Here is a 16,493-nt window from a genome sequence, read left to right on the forward strand (position 1 = left end):
TACATCGGTCTCGGACTAGGATAAGCAAAAATCGGACCAATTTTTTGGGAACGGTTCTTGCTTCATGGCGCTCACGCAGAGATTAGAGTTCCGTCAATCGCAGTCGCTGGTCATGACGCCGCAGCTGATGCAGGCGATCAAGCTGCTGCAATTGTCCAATCTCGATCTCACGACCTTCGTGGAAGAGGAACTCGAGCGGAACCCGCTGCTGGAGCGGGCCAACGACGAGGCCCCCGCGGGCGAGGCCCCGGCCGAGGCCGGCCAGTACGGCGATAACGACGATTTCGGTGGCAGCCACAGCGACGAGCCGGGCGGCGGTCCGGGCGAGGCGTTCGAGCCCGGCCAGGAAGAATGGATGAGCAAGGATCTCGGCACCCGCGCCGAGATGGAGCAGACCCTGGACACGGGCCTGGACAACGTCTTCTCCGAGGAGCCGGCCGAGGCCGCGGCACGGAACGCCCAGGACGCCGCGCCGACCACCTATACGGAATGGGGCGGCGGCGCCTCGGGTGACGAAGACTACAATCTCGAAGCCTTTGTCGCAGCCGAGACAACGCTCGGCGACCATCTCGCCGAGCAACTCTCGGTGGCCTTCACCGGCCCCGCCCAGCGCATGATCGGCCAGTACCTGATCGACCTCGTCGATGAGGCCGGCTATCTGCCGGGCGATCTCGGCCAGGCTGCCGAGCGTCTCGGCGCGACGCAAGCCGACGTCGAGGGCGTCCTTGCCGTGCTGCAAAAATTCGACCCGCCCGGCGTCTGCGCGCGCAATTTGAGCGAATGCCTGGCGATCCAGCTCCGCGAGCTCGACCGCTACGATCCCGCCATGCAGGCCCTGGTCGAGCATCTCGATCTCCTGGCCAAGCGCGACATCGTGGCGCTGCGCAAGATCTGCGGTGTCGACGACGAGGACATCGCCGACATGATCGGCGAGATCCGCCGCCTCAATCCCAAGCCCGGCATGAAGTTCGGCTCGGCGCGTCTGCAGACCATGGTGCCGGACGTCTATGTCCGCCCGGGTCCCGACGGCGGCTGGCACGTCGAGCTCAACAGCGACACCTTGCCGCGCGTGCTGGTCAACCAGACCTACTATTCCCAGCTGTCGAAGAAGATCGGCAAGGACGGCGACAAGTCCTATTTCACCGATGCGCTGCAGAACGCGACCTGGCTGGTGCGCGCGCTCGACCAGCGCGCCCGCACCATCCTGAAAGTCGCAACCGAGATCGTGCGCCAGCAGGACGGCTTCTTCACCCACGGCGTGGCGCATCTGAGACCGCTCAATCTGAAGGCCGTTGCCGACGCCATCCAGATGCACGAATCCACGGTGTCGCGCGTCACCGCCAACAAATACATGGCGACGAATCGCGGCACCTTCGAGCTGAAATATTTCTTCACGGCGTCGATCGCCTCGGCCGATGGCGGCGAGGCGCATTCCGCGGAAGCCGTGCGTCACCACATCAAGCAGCTGATCGATTCGGAGGAGCCCGCGGCAATCCTGTCGGACGACACCATCGTGGAACGCTTGCGCGCCTCGGGCATTGATATTGCCCGCCGCACGGTCGCGAAGTACCGCGAAGCCATGCGCATTCCTTCCTCGGTGCAACGCCGCCGCGACAAACAGAGCGCTCTTGGTAACGTTCTCTCGACCGCATTGTCCGATCGCTCCCGCAACACCGAACCGGCCTGATTGCGCTGGCGCGAAATCGCGCTACTCTCATCTCCCCCATTGCGAACGATCCAAGCTGGGCACTTAAAACCAAGCGAGGCTTCCCATGACTCTGAGAATTTCGGGAAAGAGCATCAGCGTCGGCGAAGCCCTGCGCGGCCGCGTTGCCGACCGCACCGACGAGGTGCTTCGCAAATATTTCGACGGCAATTATTCCGGCCACATCACGCTGAGCAAGGACGGCTTCGGCTTCCGCACCGACTGTGCGCTGCACCTCGATTCGGGAATTTCGCTGGAAGCAGATTCAAACGCGCCGGACGCCTATGCCAGCGCCGATCAGGCGCTGCTGATGATCGAAAAGCGGCTGCGTCGCTACAAGAGCCGGCTCAAGGACCGTTCCGCGCGCAAGAACCACGTTGCTTCGGAAGCGCTCGCCGGGATGGATGCTACCAGCTACGTGCTGGAGGCCCCGGCAGAGGGTGAGGACGAGGACGAAGTCACCGGCTACAGCCCGGTGATCATCGCCGAGGCGACCACGGCGCTGAAGCCGTTGTCGGTCAGCGAAGCCGTCATGGAACTCGACCTCAGCGGGGCGCCCTGCCTGGTCTTTCAGCATGGCTCGAGCGGCCGGGTGAACATTATTTACCGCCGGGCTGACGGCAATGTCGGCTGGATCGACCCACCTGGTGCGAAACCGGACGGCGAGGCGGGTGGTTAGGCGAAACCGGAACCCCGTATGATCCCCAGGCCTTAACAATGACCGTGGCAAAGCCGCACGCGGGAGTTGGCACCGGGATTGCGTTGGAGTAGAAGCGCCCCACATCAGGATCGGGGCTAAGTCCCCCACCTGCTTCACCTTCTCGCGCCGGCCCGGCGTGGTTTCTCTCCAAGCCGGCCAATTCGGAACCTGACGGTTTAATTCACCTCGGAAACCCTCCATGCCGATTACCGATCTGGTCGCACCCGAGGCGATTCTCCCGGCATTGAAGGTCAACAACAAGAAGCAGGCCCTGCAGGAGCTCGCGGCGAAGGCCGCCGAGCTGACCGGGCAGAACGAGCGCTCGGTGTTCGAGGTGCTGCTGCAGCGGGAGAAGCTCGGTACCACCGCGGTCGGCTATGGCGTCGCCATCCCCCACGGCAAGCTGCCCAAGCTCGAGAAGATCTTCGGCCTGTTTGCGCGGCTCGACCGCCCGATCGATTTCGAGGCGATGGACGGCCAGCCGGTCGATCTGGTTTTCCTGCTGCTCGCCCCCGAAGGCGCCGGCGCCGATCACCTCAAGGCGCTCGCCCGCATCGCCCGCCTCCTGCGCGACCAGGACATCGCCAAAAAGCTCCGCGCCTCGCGCGACGCGCAGGCGATCTATTCGGTGCTCGCGCTGCCGCCGGCGACCGCGGCGTAATTTCTTCACTGACTACGAGAGTGCGAGTGTTTCATCTCGCTCTCGTGCCCTGGACGCTCCGCAGCGCTTGGGCGTTGCGGCTTGTCCGGGACACGAGAGGGCTCGCAACGACGCGCGAGAACATCATCTCTCAAAATGAAAACGGGCACGCCTTCGCCTGAAGGCATGCCCGCTTGAAACTCTAATGGTGCGACGCGCGTGCGCTCAGTGCACGCTTACCGCTTGCAGCTCGTTGCTCCAGGCGTTGGCGACCGCGGCTTCGCGGCTGTCGGTCAGCATGATCGGCGTGCCGTCGGCGGCGTGGAGCGCGAAGAGCTTGAGGCCCGGCGCGATTTTCGGCGCTTCGGGAAACAGGCCCGGCACGTCTTCCGAGCGGATCTGCTTCACATAGGCGATATGGCCTTCGCCGAGGGTTGCCAGCGTCTCGGGCGAGACATTCTTGGCTTCGTATTCGAACGCAACGTGACCTTCACTCATGGTCTCGACTCCTCTGGAACACTAAGCGGTCGAGTCCGCTACTCGTTCCATTATTCGTGCTCATTGATAGCGATTGTCTTAACGATCCTCTCCGGTTCAGGCCGGGCCAGATCGATCGACAACAGCCCGTTCTTCAGATCCGCACCCAGCACCAGCATCCCCTCCGCCAGCACGAAAGTGCGCTGGAAGTGGCGCGCGGCGATGCCGCGATGGATGTATTGCCGGGTCTTGTCGTCCTGCTGACGCCCGCGGATCACGAGCTGGTTTTCCTCAATGGTTACATCGAGTTGGTCGCGCGTGAATCCGGCGACCGCCAGCGTGATACGCAACCGCTCGGGCTGGCCGTCCGCGCCGCCGCACCTCTCGATATTGTAGGGAGGGTAGCCGTCGGCGCCTTTGACGACGCGATCGAGCACGCGCTCAATCTCGTCGAAGCCCAGAAGGAACGGACTGGATAACGTGGGAACACGAGACATAGTTTACAAAGTCCTCGCAAAGCGACTTTGGTGCATCAGGGCCCATAGTGGCACCCCTTGATGAGCAATATGGGCATATCCCTGTGGTGGTTCAAGGATGTAGCGGGAGCGCTTGTGGATGCGACGGCCCGCCGTCGCCCGAAAATGCTCCGGTTCGTCGTGCCCGTGACTGTCCCGGCATGACGGATCTCTCGACTGAATTCTCTCAGCGAAAACAAAGCCCCTTCTACTGTGCATGGGGTTGTTTTCGCGTTTTTTAGTTGGGGGGCTCGGAACCCTCAGGCTTCAAGCCGCGTGCGGCCGTCACCGCTGAACAGATGCAGCTTGTTGCGCAGCGCCGCGACGCGGATTTTCGCGCCGATCGCGGGAGCCTCGGTGCCGGGAATGCGAACGATGATCTCGCCGGGCGGCAGCTCGCCGGGCGTGGCGGCGACGCGCTGCTCTTCCTGCTCGCGCGTGCCGTAGACGAAGGTTTCGGCGCCGACGCGCTCGATCGCCTCCACGGTCAGCGGCAAAGCGACGCCGCCGGCCGGGGTCTGGTCGGTGATGACGAAATCTTCCGGGCGGATGCCGAGAATGCCGGCTTCGCCCGCGCCATCGAGCTGCGATCTGATCTCCTCGGGGCGCGTCGACATCAAATTCATCGGGGGCGCGCCGATGAAGGAGGCGACGAAGGTCGTCGCGGGCTTCTCGTAGATCGCCAGGGGATTGCCGACCTGCTCCACCTGACCGCCGTTCATCACGACGAGAATGTCGGCGAGCGTCATGGCTTCGAGCTGGTCGTGGGTGACGTAGATCGACGTGGTGTTGAGCCGGCGCTGCAATTTGCGGATCTCGACGCGCATCGCGATGCGGAGCTTGGCATCGAGGTTCGACAGCGGCTCGTCGAACAGAAACACCTTCGGCTGGCGCACGATGGCGCGGCCCATGGCGACGCGCTGGCGCTGGCCGCCGGAGAGCTGGCGCGGCTTGCGCTCCAGCATCGAGGTGAGCTCGAGCACGCGCGCGGCTTCGTCGACGCGGGACTTGATCTCGGCCTCCTTCATGCCGCGGTTGCGCAGGCCATAGGCCATGTTGTTGAAGACGCTCATATGCGGATAGAGCGCGTAGTTCTGGAACACCATCGCGATGTCGCGATCGGCGGGCTCGATCTGGTTGACAACACGGCCGCCGATGTCGATCTCGCCGCTCGTGATCGTCTCGAGCCCTGCGACCATGCGCAGCAAGGTGGACTTGCCGCAGCCGGAAGGCCCGACCAGCACGCAGAACTGTCCGTCGCCGACATCGACGTTGACGCCCTTGATGGCTTCGAAGCCGCCGGGATAGGTCTTGCGGACATTGCGCAGGGTGACGTTAGCCATGGGTTGCACCGGCGAATAGCGAATAGGGAGTGGCGAATGGGGACTGGTTAGCACGCAAGGCGGACGTAGCGACCCCATTCGCTACTCGCCACTCACCATTCGCCATCTTCACTTTTCCGTCTCGACCAGCCCGCGCACGAACAGTTTTTGCATCACGACGACGACGAACACCGGCGGCAGCATGGCCAGCACGGCGGTCGCCATCACGATCGGCCATTCGGTCAGCGCGTCGGTGGTGGTGATCATCTTGCGAATGCCGACCTGAATGGTCTGCATGTCGTCGCGGGTCGTGATGAGCAGCGGCCAGAGATATTGATTCCAGCCGAGGATGAACAGGATCACGAACAGCGCCGCCATGTTGGTGCGCGACAGCGGCAGCAGCGTATCCCAGAAGAAGCGCAAGGGACCTGCGCCGTCGATGCGCGAGGCTTCCAGGAGTTCGTCCGGCACCGTCATGAAGAACTGGCGGAACAGCAGCGTCGCGGTAGCCGAGGCGATCAGCGGCAGCGCCAGGCCCGCATAGCTGTCGAGCATGTGCAGGTCGGCGACGATCTTGTAGGTCGGATAGATGCGGACCTCGACCGGGAGCATCAAGGTGATGAAGATGATCCAGAAGATCGGCATCCTGAACGGAAAGCGGAAATAGACGATCGCATAGGCCGAGATGATCGAGATCGCGATCTTGCCGACCGCGATCAGCAGCGCCATCACCAGCGAGTTCAGCATCATGTTGCCGACCGGCTCGCGGGTCGAGCCGCTCGTGCCGACAAAGATGGTTTGATAATAGGTCTCGAAGAAATGACCGCCCGGCAGCAGCGACATCTGCCCGTTCGCGATCAGCGCGTTGTCCTGGGTCGAGGCGATGAACGCGATGTAGACCGGGAAGGCGACGATCGCGATTCCGATCCAGAGAATGACGTGGGCGACGTAGCGCCGAAAGCCCTCTTCCTCGACCATCAGTAGGTCACCTTGCGTTCGACGAAGCGGAACTGGATTCCCGTCAGCACGATGACCATGACCATCAGGATCACCGATTGCGCCGCGGAGCTGCCGAGATTGCCGCCGAGCAGGCCGTCGGAATAGACCTTGTAGACCAGCGTCACCGTCGAGGTGCCGGGACCGCCGCGGGTCATGGTGTCGATGATGCCGAACGTGTCGAAGAAGGCGTAGACGATGTTGACGACCAGCAGGAAGAAGATGGTCGGCGACAGCAGCGGGAAAGTCACGGTCCAGAACCGGCGCATCGGACGCGCACCGTCGATCGCGGCGGCTTCGAGCACGCTTTTCGGGATCGCCTGCAGGCCGGCGAGGAAGAACAGGAAGTTATACGAGATCTGCTTCCAGGCGGCGGCGAGGATGATCAGCGTTGCCGCCTGGTCGCCGTCGAGCAGCGGATTCCAGTCGACCCCGATCGCGCGCAAATAGCGTGCGATGATGCCCAGCGAGGGATGCAGCATGAAGATCCAGAGCACGCCGACGACCGGCGGCGCCACTGCATAGGGCCAGATCAGGAGGGTGCGATAGAGCATCGAGCCGCGCAGCGGCTTGTCCGCCATGACGGCGAGCAGCAGCGCAAAGGACAACGACGAGACGGCGATCGCGAACGAGAAGAAGAAGGTCCGGACGATCGCCTCGAAATAGGCGGGATCCCTGAACAGCTCGATGTAATTGTCGAACCAGACGAAGGTGGTCGAGAGACCGAAGGCGTCCTGCAGCAGGAAGGACTGGATCACGGCCTGTAAGGCCGGCCAGTAGAAGAAAATCAGGACGATCGCGAGCTGCGGCGCAACCAGCGCGTAAGGCAACAGCTTCGATTGAAAAATGGCTTGCTTTTGCATGGTGCCCCAGAGCGGCAGGCCGGGTGGCCGGCCTGCCGCTCATCGCCTTACTTCACGGCGGTCTTTTCGAACTGACGCAGCATCGTGTTGCCGCGCTCGACAGCGGCATCCAGCGCCTGCTTGGCGGTCTTCTTGCCGGCCAGCGCCTGCTCGATCTCTTCCGACCAGACGTCGCGCAGCTGCACCATGTTGCCGAGGCGCAGGCCGCGCGAATTCTCGGTCGGCTCCTTGTTGGTCAGCTCGAGCAGCGGGGTCTCGAGATAGGGCTGGTCCTTGTAGAAGCCCTCGGCCTTGGCTTTCTCATAGGCTGCCTTGGTGATCGGCAGATAGCCCGAGGCCTTGTGGATGTAGACTTGGCGATCGGTGTCCGAGAGGAAGGTCAGGAATTTTGCGACGCCCTTGTATTCGTCGGCCGGCTTGCCGCCCATGACCCAGAGCGAAGCGCCGCCGATGATCGAGTTCTGCGGGGCGCCCTTGACATCAGGATAATACGGCATCGGCACCGCGGTGAAGTTGAACTTGGCCTGCGCCTTGACGTTGCCGAAGAACGCCGACGAGGTCAGGTAGATCGGACATTCGCCCGACGTGAAGCGGCCTTCGCCGGTGTTGGTGCGGCCGGCATAGTCGTAGGTCTTGTCCTTCTGGAGCTCGACCAGCTTCTCGAGATGCTTGACCTGGAGCGGTCCGTTGAACTCGAGCTTGGTGTCGAAGCCGTCGAGGCCGTTGGCCTTGCTGGCGAGCGGCACGTTGTGCCAGGCGGAGAGCTGCTCGAGGTTGACCCAGGTGACCCAGGAGCCGGAGAAGCCGCAGGTCGGATGACCGTTGTCGTGCAGCTTCTTGGCGGCCGCGAAGGTTTCGGGCCAGGTCTTGGGGATCTCGACGTTCGCCTTCTTCAGCTCGTCGAGATTGACCCACATCACGGTCGACGACGAGTTGAAGGGGAAGGACAGCATCTCGCCCTTGGACGTCGAGTAGTAACCGGTGATGGCGGGCAGGTAGATCTTGGGATCGAATTTCTCGCCGGCGTCGGCCATCAGCTTGTAGACCGGCTTCACGGCGCCGGTCGCAGCCATCATGGTGGCGGTGCCGACCTCGAACACCTGCATGATGTGCGGCGCGTTGCCGGCACGGAACGCCGCGATGCCCGCGTTCATGGTGTCGGCGTAATTGCCCTTGTAGGTCGGGACGACCTTGTAGTCGCTCTGCGCCGCGTTGAAGTCGTTGGCGAGCTTGACGATGACGTCGTTGTTGGCGCCGGTCATCGCGTGCCACCACTGGATTTCCGTCACGGCCAGCGCCGGCGACGCCGTCATGCCGATCGTGAGTGCAAATGCGGTAGCCGCGCCAAAATGTCGAAGAGCCATCAAGTAAACCTCCCTTGGCCGTCAAAAGATGCGCTTGCGCTAGCAGCGCCATATGACGTTCACATGACTGTGTAAGCGGGCGAAACGAAAGCGGCAAGCGCTGGAAAAGGGAAGCCGGCAAATAGGCGAAGACGGAGCGGGGCAGCCGCCTCCGTTCGCGGTGCACACGCGTGGATCGCGCCGCAGTGCGGCATTGATGTGAGGTTGGCGATCAGCTACAGGCTCGAAAACCTCCCCCGCGTGCGGGAGAGGGAGTGCACCACCGTTGACGCCCGTCTTACCTCAGCGCTTGCGCTCCGGCCCGCAGACGGTGCCCTTCTCGACCATTGCGTCGATCTCGGCCTTGGAATATCCGAACTCGCCGAGCACTTCCGCCGAGTGCTGGCTGAATTTCGGCGGCAGCCGGCGCAGGCTCGGCTTGCTGCGATCGAGCCGGATCGGCGATGCCACGCCCTTGTACCAGTCCTTCTCGATAATATCGCCGCGCGCGATCGTGTGCGGGTTCGTCAACGCCTGGTCGATCTTCTGCACGGGCCCTGCAGGCAGGCCCGCGGCGAGCAGGCGATTGCACAGCGGCTCGGCCTCGTGCTGGCTGAACACGGCGGCAAGCTCGGCGCGCAGCGCCTCGCGGTTGGCGATGCGGTCCTTGTTGCGGGCAAAGCGCGGATCGGTGCCGAGCTCGGGCTTGCCGATCTCCTTGGCCAGCTTGCGGAAGGTGCCGTCATTGCCGACGCCGATGAAGATGTTGTCGGTCTTGGTCGGGAAGATCGCATAAGGCACGAGGTTGGGATGCTCGTTGCCGGTGAGCGACGGCGGCTTGCCATGCATGAAATAATTCGCGGTGTGCGGATGCATGATGGCAAGGCCGGTCTCGTACAGCGTGGTCTCAAGGAACTGGCCCTTGCCGGAGCGTTGCCGCTCCGACAGCGCCATCAGGATGCCGATCGCCGCGTAGAGGCCGGTGCCGATGTCGACCAGGGGCACGCCGATCCGCATCGGTCCGCTCTCGGGCGAGCCGGTCGCGGCAATCATGCCGGTCATGGCCTGGATGATGGCGTCATAGCCGGGATTGCCGCCGCGCGGGCCGTCGGCGCCGAAGCCGCAGATCCGGCAATGCACGAGGCGCGGGAATTTCTTGCTGAGGATTTCGTTGCCGATGCCCCATTTTTCCAGCGTGCCCGGCTTGAAATTCTCGATCAGGACGTCGGCGGTCTCAAGCATCTTGAGCAGCACGATGCGGCCGCCCTCGGAGGCGAGGTCGAGGCCGATCGAACGCTTGTTGCGGTTGATGCCGATGAAATAGGCCGCGTCCTCTTCGTGGAAGGGAGGACCCCAGTCGCGCACCTCGTCGCCCGCGGGCGGCTCGACCTTGATCACGTCGGCGCCGTGGTCGGCGAGAATCTGGGTGCAGTAGGGACCGCCGAGCACGCGCGTGAGATCGATGACGCGCAATCCGCTCATTGCGCCCAATGCTGCTCCAGAATTGGCGGCTTCAGTCATGCCTTCGCGTCCCCTGTGTCGGTCATTTGATCACAGGCCTAACGAGGTTTCCCGGTGCCAGCAATGGCGCCGAGCGTAGGGGGTCATGCAGGCACACACCGCATGCCGCGGCATGGCAAATGGCAGCGGCCGGCCCGGGGGGTCCCGGGCCAGCCAATCCGCAATTTCGGTCAGACGACCGTCAGGCGAACGTCGACATTGCCGCGCGTGGCATTGGAGTACGGGCACACCTGGTGCGCCTTCTCGACCAGCGCCTCGGCCTCTGCGCGGGCGAGGCCCGGCAGCGAGACGGCGAGATCGATGTCGAGACCGAAGCCGCCCTCGGAACGCGGGCCGATGCCGACGGTCGAGGTCACGGAGGCATCAGCCGGAACCTTCGGCCCGCCCTGCGACGATACGAACTTCATCGCGCCGATGAAGCAGGCGGCATAGCCGGCCGCGAACAGCTGCTCGGGATTGTTGCCGGCGCCGCCGCCGCCGCCGAGCTCCTTCGGCGTGGTGAGCTTGACATTCAGCGAACCGTCGAGGGTCGCAGCCTGGCCGTCGCGGCCGCCGGTGGCCTTGGCGCTGGTCTTGTAGAGGACGTTCACGGACATTTTCGTCTCCTCGGGTCTTCCGGTTGGGGTAAGTTCTGTATCGCAGACAATTAGATTGTGCGCAATTGATATTGGCATGGCTCACATTTAATTGTTCGCAATTGAATATGCCGCCGGCCGGCCCCAAGATGGGGAAAACGTCGTGAGATTCGCTATGCCTCGCAAACACTCGGCGCTGGACCCGCAGCGCCTCGACAACCAGATCTGCTTCGCGGTCTATTCCGCCGCCCATGCCTTCAACCGCGTCTACAAGCCGCTGCTGGACCGGCTCGGCCTGACCTATCCGCAATATCTGGTCATGCTGGTGCTGTGGGAGCGCGACGACGTGCCGGTCAAGGACATCGGCGAGAAGCTGTTCCTGGATTCGGGCACGCTGACGCCGCTGCTCAAGCGCCTGGAGGCCGCGCATCTCGTGAGGCGCACGCGTAGCAGCGAGGACGAGCGCCAGGTCCTGATCGCGCTGACGCCGCAGGGGCATGCGCTGAAGGAAAAGGCGCGCAGCGTGCCGCAGTCGATTCTGGCTGCCTCGGATTGCTCGGTGTCTGAGCTGGTGGCGATGAAGGACGAGATCGTGGCGCTGAGGGATCGGCTGAATGCGGTGATTGGGGAGTAGGAATTTAGGACAACCGCTTTTTCGTAAAAGCTCGACCCGAGTGCGACTTCAGGTACGCCTCGAACGCGAGCGCTTTGTGCTTATCGGGGAAGGCGCAGTACCAGATCAGCTTCCATGGCTTGAATTTGGCGGTGTGGTTTGATTTTCCGGCATTGTGCTCCGGAATGCGCCGCTTCAAATTCTCGGTGGCGCCGACGTATTCCTGATCAGGAAATTCGATGCTGCGAAGGATGTAGACGTACCACATTGACGGCTGTCGCCCGGGTAGTCGTTAGGCGGGATCCTCACCAGTCCGTCTTCGCCCTTCGGGCTTCGCCGGACACCACGCTTCGCCCTTAGTGCTCCGCGCGGCTGCGCCACGCGTAGCCCGAAGGGCGAAGCGTGGTGGAGCCAGGCGGGATCGAACCGCCGACCTCTTGCATGCCATGCAAGCGCTCTCCCAGCTGAGCTATGGCCCCTTAGTCCTTGTGGGGATCCTGGTGGATCACCCGCACCGGCGAGCCCTGGTGACTCGCGCGGTGCACCCTTTTTCACAGATCAGGGCTGATCTCAAGTCTCTTCATCACCTCCGACATCACCAATGATGTCGGTCACGTCCTCATCGCCCTCTTCTTCGTCGGCAATGAAGGTCGAATCATCGTCATCGTCGTCCTCGAGGGTCTCGTCGACCTCGATATCGTCCTCGGATTCCGGCACGACGGCCTTGACCTTGCCGCTGTTCTCCTCGGCGTCGGCCTCCTCGAGCGAGACCTCCTCGACCTCTGCCGGCTCCGGCGTGGCATCCGCCGTCGCCGCGTGCCGGGCTTCGGCGCCGCGGGGCACGCGCGCGGGCGCGACGGGGGCGATCGGTACGACTTCGCCCGTATAGGGCGAGATCACCGGATTCTTGTTGAGGTCGTAGAACTTCTTGCCCGTGGTCGGGCAAATACGTTTGGTTCCGAGTTCTGACTTGGCCACGGCAGGAATCCTGGGAATGTCTGAAAAGCGGTGTTTCACTTGGCTAGTTGGCGGGCCGCTGTCAATAGCGCATTACGGGAGAACGACATGCCCGTGACGGGGTGCTGACCATGTGGTACCTGCGCCGAGCCCCCCTCGAGGGCGCATCCAAGGACCCAATCGTGACCCATTCCGACCAAACGAGGCCGCTCCAGGCTCGCGCCAGCGGGCCCCTGACCGGGAAAGTACGGGTGCCCGGGGACAAGTCGATCTCCCATCGTGCCCTCATCCTGGGTGCGCTCGCGGTGGGCGAGACCAGGATTTCGGGTCTGCTGGAGGGCGAGGACGTCCTCAACACCGCCAAATCGATGCAGGCGCTGGGCGCCACCGTGGAGCGGACCGGCGATTTTGCCTGGAAGGTGCAGGGCGTGGGCGTCGCGGGCTTCGCCCAGCCCAAGGCTCCGCTGGATTTCGGGAACTCCGGGACCGGCTGCCGGCTGGTGATGGGCGCCGTCGCCGGCTGCCCGATCTCGGCGGTTTTCGACGGCGACGCCTCGCTGCGCAGCCGGCCGATGCGTCGGATTCTCGATCCCCTGGAAAAGATGGGTGCGAAGGTCATCTCCGGCAGTGAGGGCGGCCGTCTGCCCCTGACCCTCCAGGGTGCGCGCGATCCGCTCCCGATCACCTACAAGACCCCGGTCGCCTCGGCCCAAATCAAATCGGCGGTGCTGCTGGCGGGCCTGGCTGCGCCGGGCACCACAACCGTGATCGAGAGCGAGGCCAGCCGCGACCATACCGAGCTGATGCTCAAGCATTTCGGCGCCGATATCACCTCCACGCGCGAGGGCACGCATGGCCGCAAGATCGCACTGGTCGGCCAGCCTGAGCTGCACGGCGCCACCGTCGTTGTGCCCGCCGATCCCTCGTCCGCGGCGTTCCCGATCGTCGCCGCGTTGATCGTCGAGGGCTCCGATGTCGTGCTGACCGACGTCATGACCAATCCGCTGCGCACCGGCCTGTTCACAACGCTGCGCGAAATGGGCGGCTTCATCGAGGAAAGCGAAGTTCGCGGCGATGCCGGCGAGCCGATGGCGCGCTTGCGTGTACGCGCCTCGAAGCTCCGCGGCGTCGTGGTGCCGCCGGAGCGCGCGCCCTCGATGATCGATGAATATCTGGTGCTGGCGGTGGCAGCCGCTTTCGCCGAGGGCACGACGATCATGCGCGGCCTGCAGGAGCTGCGCGTCAAGGAATCCGACCGCCTGGAGGCCACCGCCGCCATGCTCCGCGTCAACGGCGTCAAGGTTTCGGTCTCCGGCGACGATCTGATCGTCGAAGGCCGCGGTCACGTCCCCGGCGGCGGCACTGTCGCCACCCACATGGACCACCGCATCGCGATGTCCGCGCTGGTGATGGGGTGCGCTTCCGATCAGCCGGTGAGCGTCGACGACACCGCCTTCATCGCCACCAGTTTCCCGGACTTCATTCCGATGATGCGTTCGCTAGGGGCCGAGTTTTCATGATCATCGCCATCGACGGGCCCGCGGCCTCGGGCAAGGGGACGCTCGGCAAGCGTCTCGCGCACCATTACGGCTATCGTCATCTCGATACCGGCGTGATCTACCGCGCGGTGGCTTATGCCCTGATGCAGTCCGGTCACGATCTCCGGGACGAGGAGGCTGCGGTCGCGGCGGCGCTGGAACTCGATCCCGAGAAGTTCGGCAATCCGGCCCTGAAGACCCAGAAGGCCGGCGAGGGCGCCTCGATCGTCTCGGCGATCCCGAGGGTCCGCGAGGCCCTGGTCAATTTTCAACGGCAATTCGCCGCCGATCCGCCCGGTGCCGTGCTGGACGGCCGGGACATTGGAACCGTGATCTGCCCGCATGCGGACGTGAAGATCTTCGTCGTGGCCGACCCAAAAGTCCGCGCGCGCCGCCGGACCATGGAGGCCAAGGCAAGGGGCGAGGAGGCCGACGAGGCCGCCGTGCTCGCCGACATCATCCAGCGCGACGAACGTGACAAGAACCGGGCCATTGCGCCTTTGAAACCGGCCGCGGATGCTTACTTGCTTGATAACTCCCAACTGGATATAGAAGGCGGCGTCCGGGCCGCCATCGACATTATCGAGGCCGTCCGAGCGGGCCGGTTGCGGGGTTAAGCCGCTGCCGTCATTGGAGGAAGCGCCCGCTCCCGCTCTTTGAGGTCGATACGTCGGGTCCTTCCGGGACCGGCGCGATCCAGGCTCCGGACATAAGATTTCCACGCATCGAACGCGCGGGCCTCAGCCGGCCCGCTTCCGCTGTTCCGGCGCAAACCGGAGCAACGAGCGGTCGCTCGAAGGTTTTGTGGACCTTCCGACACTGCGCGCCCGATACGCCCTTGAACCCAACGGCCGGCACGACTTCCGCAACTGGAGAACAAATGGCTTCGACTTCCGCTGATACCTATAGCCCGTCGCGCGACGATTTCGCCGCGATGCTCGATGAGTCCTTCGCAGGTGGCAACCTGCAGGAGAGCTCCGTCATCAAGGGCAAGGTTGTTGCAATTGAAAAGGACATGGCCGTCATCGACGTCGGCCTGAAGACCGAGGGCCGCGTCGCCCTGCGCGAATTTTCCGGCCCCGGCCGTGACAGCGAGCTGAAGGTCGGCGACGAGGTCGAAGTGTTCCTCGATCGGATCGAGAACGCGCTCGGCGAAGCCGTGCTGTCGCGCGACAAAGCGCGCCGCGAAGAGAGCTGGGGCAAGCTCGAGAAGGCGTTCCAGAACAACGAAAAGGTCAACGGCGTCATCTTCAACCAGGTCAAGGGCGGCTTCACCGTCGACCTCGACGGTGCCGTGGCCTTCCTGCCGCGCTCGCAGGTCGACATCCGTCCGATCCGCGACGTTGCGCCGCTGATGAACAACTCGCAGCCGTTCCAGATCCTCAAGATGGACCGCCGCCGCGGCAATATCGTCGTGTCCCGCCGCACGGTTCTCGAAGAGACCCGCGCCGAGCAGCGTCAGGAGCTGGTGCAGAACCTCGAAGAGGGTCAGGTCATCGACGGCGTGGTCAAGAACATCACCGATTACGGTGCGTTCGTTGATCTCGGCGGCATCGACGGCCTGCTGCACGTCACCGACATCGCGTGGCGCCGCGTCAACCACCCGACCGAGGTGCTCTCGATCGGCCAGACCGTGAAGGTCAAGATCATCAAGATCAACCACGAGACGCACCGCATCTCGCTGGGCATGAAGCAGCTGCTGGACGATCCGTGGCAGGGCATCGAAGCCAAGTACCCGCTGGGTGCCCGCTTCACCGGCCGCGTCACCAACATCACCGACTACGGTGCGTTCGTCGAGCTCGAGCCGGGCATCGAAGGCCTGATCCACGTCTCCGAGATGTCGTGGACCAAGAAGAATATGCACCCCGGCAAGATCGTTTCGACCTCGCAGGAAGTCGAAGTGCAGGTGCTGGAAGTCGATTCCGTCAAGCGCCGCATCTCGCTCGGCCTCAAGCAGACCATGCGCAACCCGTGGGAGGTCTTCGTCGAAGGTCACCCGACCGGTTCGACGGTCGAGGGCGAGGTCAAGAACAAGACCGAGTTCGGTCTGTTCCTGGGTCTCGAGGGCGACGTCGACGGCATGGTCCATCTCTCCGACCTCGACTGGAAGCTTCCGGGCGAGCAGGTGATCGACAACTACAAGAAGGGCGACATGGTGAAGGCCGTGGTGCTCGATGTGGACGTCGAGAAGGAGCGCATCTCGCTCGGCATCAAGCAGCTCGAAGGCGACCCCTTCGCCGAGCCGGGCGATGTCAAGAAGGGCGCGGTCGTGACCTGCGAAGTGCTCGAAGTGAAGGAAAGCGGTATCGAGGTGAAGATCGCCGGGACCGACTTCACCACCTTCGTCAAGCGCTCGGAGCTCGCCCGTGACCGCAACGACCAGCGCGCCGAACGCTTTGCCGTCGGCGAGAAGGTCGATGCCCGCGTGATCCAGTTCGACAAGAAGGCCCGCAAGGTCCAGGTGTCGATCAAGGCGCTCGAAGTCGCCGAAGAGAAGGAAGCCATCGCGCAGTACGGCTCCTCCGATTCGGGAGCAACGCTCGGCGACATCCTCGGCACCGCGCTCAAGAACCGCGACAGCAAGTAAGCGACGTCTCGGTTCGCCAGACATCAAAGCCCCGGCGCGAGCCGGGGCTTTTTTGTTGTGCTTATCGTTCTTGTAGCCCGGATTACGCTGCACTCGATCCGGGCTACGCAGCCGGGCCTCAAGAGGCCTTGTTTTCTTCAA

Annotated in this window: 17 protein-coding genes and 1 tRNA gene; 7 read left to right on the forward strand and 11 right to left on the reverse strand. The window is 63.7% G+C overall.

The features are described 5' to 3' along the window. Positions 1-64 precede the first annotated feature (64 nt). From rpoN to ptsN, 3 genes are all read left to right on the forward strand, one after another. Positions 65-1,687 (forward strand): RNA polymerase factor sigma-54, encoded by a 1,623-nt coding sequence (gene rpoN, locus IVB24_RS03120; protein WP_140481743.1) that lies wholly within the window; start codon positions 65-67, stop codon positions 1,685-1,687. A gap of 85 nt (positions 1,688-1,772) precedes the next feature. After that, on the forward strand, positions 1,773-2,384 hold the full coding sequence (gene raiA / locus IVB24_RS03125) for a ribosome-associated translation inhibitor RaiA (RefSeq protein WP_094976054.1): 612 nt from the start codon (positions 1,773-1,775) through the stop codon (positions 2,382-2,384). Between the two features lie 220 nt (positions 2,385-2,604). Continuing rightward, entirely contained in the window at positions 2,605-3,066 is a 462-nt protein-coding gene (ptsN, locus tag IVB24_RS03130; RefSeq protein ID WP_094976055.1) for a PTS IIA-like nitrogen regulatory protein PtsN, read from the forward strand. A 204-nt stretch (positions 3,067-3,270) separates the two neighbouring features. Here the strand turns inward: ptsN and IVB24_RS03135 are convergent, their stop codons facing one another. From IVB24_RS03135 to IVB24_RS03170, 8 genes are all read right to left on the reverse strand, one after another. Next, on the reverse strand, positions 3,271-3,543 hold the full coding sequence (locus tag IVB24_RS03135; RefSeq protein WP_011083553.1) for a DUF1150 domain-containing protein: 273 nt from the start codon (positions 3,541-3,543) through the stop codon (positions 3,271-3,273). A gap of 50 nt (positions 3,544-3,593) precedes the next feature. Further along, complete coding sequence (locus tag IVB24_RS03140; RefSeq protein ID WP_028139463.1) at positions 3,594-4,019, reverse strand: Hsp20 family protein; 426 nt, start codon at positions 4,017-4,019, stop codon at positions 3,594-3,596. Positions 4,020-4,297: 278 nt separating this feature from the next. Next, on the reverse strand, positions 4,298-5,380 hold the full coding sequence (locus IVB24_RS03145; protein ID WP_247772018.1) for a sn-glycerol-3-phosphate import ATP-binding protein UgpC: 1,083 nt from the start codon (positions 5,378-5,380) through the stop codon (positions 4,298-4,300). Positions 5,381-5,488: 108 nt separating this feature from the next. Beyond that, positions 5,489-6,337 carry a sn-glycerol-3-phosphate ABC transporter permease UgpE gene (gene ugpE, locus IVB24_RS03150; protein WP_094976057.1) on the reverse strand — a complete coding sequence of 283 codons (849 nt, stop codon included), beginning with the start codon at positions 6,335-6,337 and terminating at the stop codon, positions 5,489-5,491. Then, on the reverse strand, positions 6,337-7,218 hold the full coding sequence (gene ugpA / locus IVB24_RS03155) for a sn-glycerol-3-phosphate ABC transporter permease UgpA (RefSeq protein WP_094976058.1): 882 nt from the start codon (positions 7,216-7,218) through the stop codon (positions 6,337-6,339). Before ugpA ends, ugpE begins: the two co-directional genes overlap by 1 nt. Positions 7,219-7,265: 47 nt before the next feature. Beyond that, positions 7,266-8,582 (reverse strand): sn-glycerol-3-phosphate ABC transporter substrate-binding protein UgpB, encoded by a 1,317-nt coding sequence (ugpB, locus tag IVB24_RS03160; protein WP_094976059.1) that lies wholly within the window; start codon positions 8,580-8,582, stop codon positions 7,266-7,268. Positions 8,583-8,864: 282 nt separating this feature from the next. Beyond that, the gene (locus IVB24_RS03165; RefSeq protein WP_247772019.1) at positions 8,865-10,082 is read right to left on the reverse strand and encodes a CaiB/BaiF CoA-transferase family protein; all 1,218 of its coding nucleotides are present in this window, start codon (positions 10,080-10,082) and stop codon (positions 8,865-8,867) included. Between the two features lie 170 nt (positions 10,083-10,252). After that, complete coding sequence (locus tag IVB24_RS03170) at positions 10,253-10,678, reverse strand: organic hydroperoxide resistance protein (RefSeq protein ID WP_140481740.1); 426 nt, start codon at positions 10,676-10,678, stop codon at positions 10,253-10,255. 154 nt (positions 10,679-10,832) lie between these two features. On the opposite strand from IVB24_RS03170, the gene IVB24_RS03175 reads away from it, so the two are divergent. Next, positions 10,833-11,291, forward strand: coding sequence for a MarR family transcriptional regulator (locus tag IVB24_RS03175; protein WP_247772020.1), 459 nt, complete (start codon positions 10,833-10,835; stop codon positions 11,289-11,291). 4 nt (positions 11,292-11,295) lie between these two features. Here IVB24_RS03175 and IVB24_RS03180 read toward each other — a convergent pair whose 3' ends face one another. The 3 genes from IVB24_RS03180 to IVB24_RS03190 all read right to left on the reverse strand — a co-directional run bounded on the left by IVB24_RS03180 (position 11,296) and on the right by IVB24_RS03190 (position 12,248). After that, positions 11,296-11,538 (reverse strand): GIY-YIG nuclease family protein, encoded by a 243-nt coding sequence (locus IVB24_RS03180; protein ID WP_166467645.1) that lies wholly within the window; start codon positions 11,536-11,538, stop codon positions 11,296-11,298. Positions 11,539-11,673: 135 nt separating this feature from the next. Further along, positions 11,674-11,749: transfer RNA gene (locus IVB24_RS03185), tRNA-Ala, on the reverse strand. A gap of 91 nt (positions 11,750-11,840) precedes the next feature. After that, positions 11,841-12,248 (reverse strand): TIGR02300 family protein, encoded by a 408-nt coding sequence (locus IVB24_RS03190; protein WP_247772021.1) that lies wholly within the window; start codon positions 12,246-12,248, stop codon positions 11,841-11,843. 110 nt (positions 12,249-12,358) lie between these two features. Here IVB24_RS03190 and aroA point away from each other — a divergent pair, with 110 nt between their 5' ends. From aroA to rpsA, 3 genes are all read left to right on the forward strand, one after another. Then, positions 12,359-13,747: a 3-phosphoshikimate 1-carboxyvinyltransferase gene (gene aroA / locus IVB24_RS03195; protein ID WP_244637525.1), complete on the forward strand. Its 1,389-nt coding sequence runs from the start codon at positions 12,359-12,361 to the stop codon at positions 13,745-13,747. Then, complete coding sequence (cmk, locus tag IVB24_RS03200; protein ID WP_094976066.1) at positions 13,744-14,382, forward strand: (d)CMP kinase; 639 nt, start codon at positions 13,744-13,746, stop codon at positions 14,380-14,382. The genes aroA and cmk overlap by 4 nt, the downstream gene beginning before the upstream one ends. Before the next feature lie 263 nt (positions 14,383-14,645). After that, positions 14,646-16,352, forward strand: a complete 1,707-nt coding sequence (rpsA, locus tag IVB24_RS03205; RefSeq protein WP_162308826.1) for a 30S ribosomal protein S1 — start codon at positions 14,646-14,648, stop codon at positions 16,350-16,352. Positions 16,353-16,493: the final 141 nt, after the last annotated feature.

It is taken from the genome of Bradyrhizobium sp. 192, assembly GCF_023100965.1.
Taxonomy (GTDB): Bacteria; Pseudomonadota; Alphaproteobacteria; order Rhizobiales; family Xanthobacteraceae; genus Bradyrhizobium; species Bradyrhizobium symbiodeficiens.

Excerpts from the sequence above, each read along its gene's own strand:
- rpoN (WP_140481743.1), top strand. The coding sequence starts at position 65 with ATGGCGCTCACGCAGAGATTAGAGTTCCGTCAATCGCAGTCGCTGGTC.
- raiA (WP_094976054.1), top strand. The coding sequence starts at position 1,773 with ATGACTCTGAGAATTTCGGGAAAGAGCATCAGCGTCGGCGAAGCCCTG.
- ptsN (WP_094976055.1), top strand. The coding sequence starts at position 2,605 with ATGCCGATTACCGATCTGGTCGCACCCGAGGCGATTCTCCCGGCATTG.
- IVB24_RS03135 (WP_011083553.1), bottom strand. The coding sequence starts at position 3,543 with ATGAGTGAAGGTCACGTTGCGTTCGAATACGAAGCCAAGAATGTCTCG.
- IVB24_RS03140 (WP_028139463.1), bottom strand. The coding sequence starts at position 4,019 with ATGTCTCGTGTTCCCACGTTATCCAGTCCGTTCCTTCTGGGCTTCGAC.
- IVB24_RS03145 (WP_247772018.1), bottom strand. The coding sequence starts at position 5,380 with ATGGCTAACGTCACCCTGCGCAATGTCCGCAAGACCTATCCCGGCGGC.
- ugpE (WP_094976057.1), bottom strand. The coding sequence starts at position 6,337 with ATGGTCGAGGAAGAGGGCTTTCGGCGCTACGTCGCCCACGTCATTCTC.
- ugpA (WP_094976058.1), bottom strand. The coding sequence starts at position 7,218 with ATGCAAAAGCAAGCCATTTTTCAATCGAAGCTGTTGCCTTACGCGCTG.
- ugpB (WP_094976059.1), bottom strand. The coding sequence starts at position 8,582 with ATGGCTCTTCGACATTTTGGCGCGGCTACCGCATTTGCACTCACGATC.
- IVB24_RS03165 (WP_247772019.1), bottom strand. The coding sequence starts at position 10,082 with ATGACTGAAGCCGCCAATTCTGGAGCAGCATTGGGCGCAATGAGCGGA.
- IVB24_RS03170 (WP_140481740.1), bottom strand. The coding sequence starts at position 10,678 with ATGTCCGTGAACGTCCTCTACAAGACCAGCGCCAAGGCCACCGGCGGC.
- IVB24_RS03175 (WP_247772020.1), top strand. The coding sequence starts at position 10,833 with ATGCCTCGCAAACACTCGGCGCTGGACCCGCAGCGCCTCGACAACCAG.
- IVB24_RS03180 (WP_166467645.1), bottom strand. The coding sequence starts at position 11,538 with ATGTGGTACGTCTACATCCTTCGCAGCATCGAATTTCCTGATCAGGAA.
- aroA (WP_244637525.1), top strand. The coding sequence starts at position 12,359 with ATGTGGTACCTGCGCCGAGCCCCCCTCGAGGGCGCATCCAAGGACCCA.
- cmk (WP_094976066.1), top strand. The coding sequence starts at position 13,744 with ATGATCATCGCCATCGACGGGCCCGCGGCCTCGGGCAAGGGGACGCTC.
- rpsA (WP_162308826.1), top strand. The coding sequence starts at position 14,646 with ATGGCTTCGACTTCCGCTGATACCTATAGCCCGTCGCGCGACGATTTC.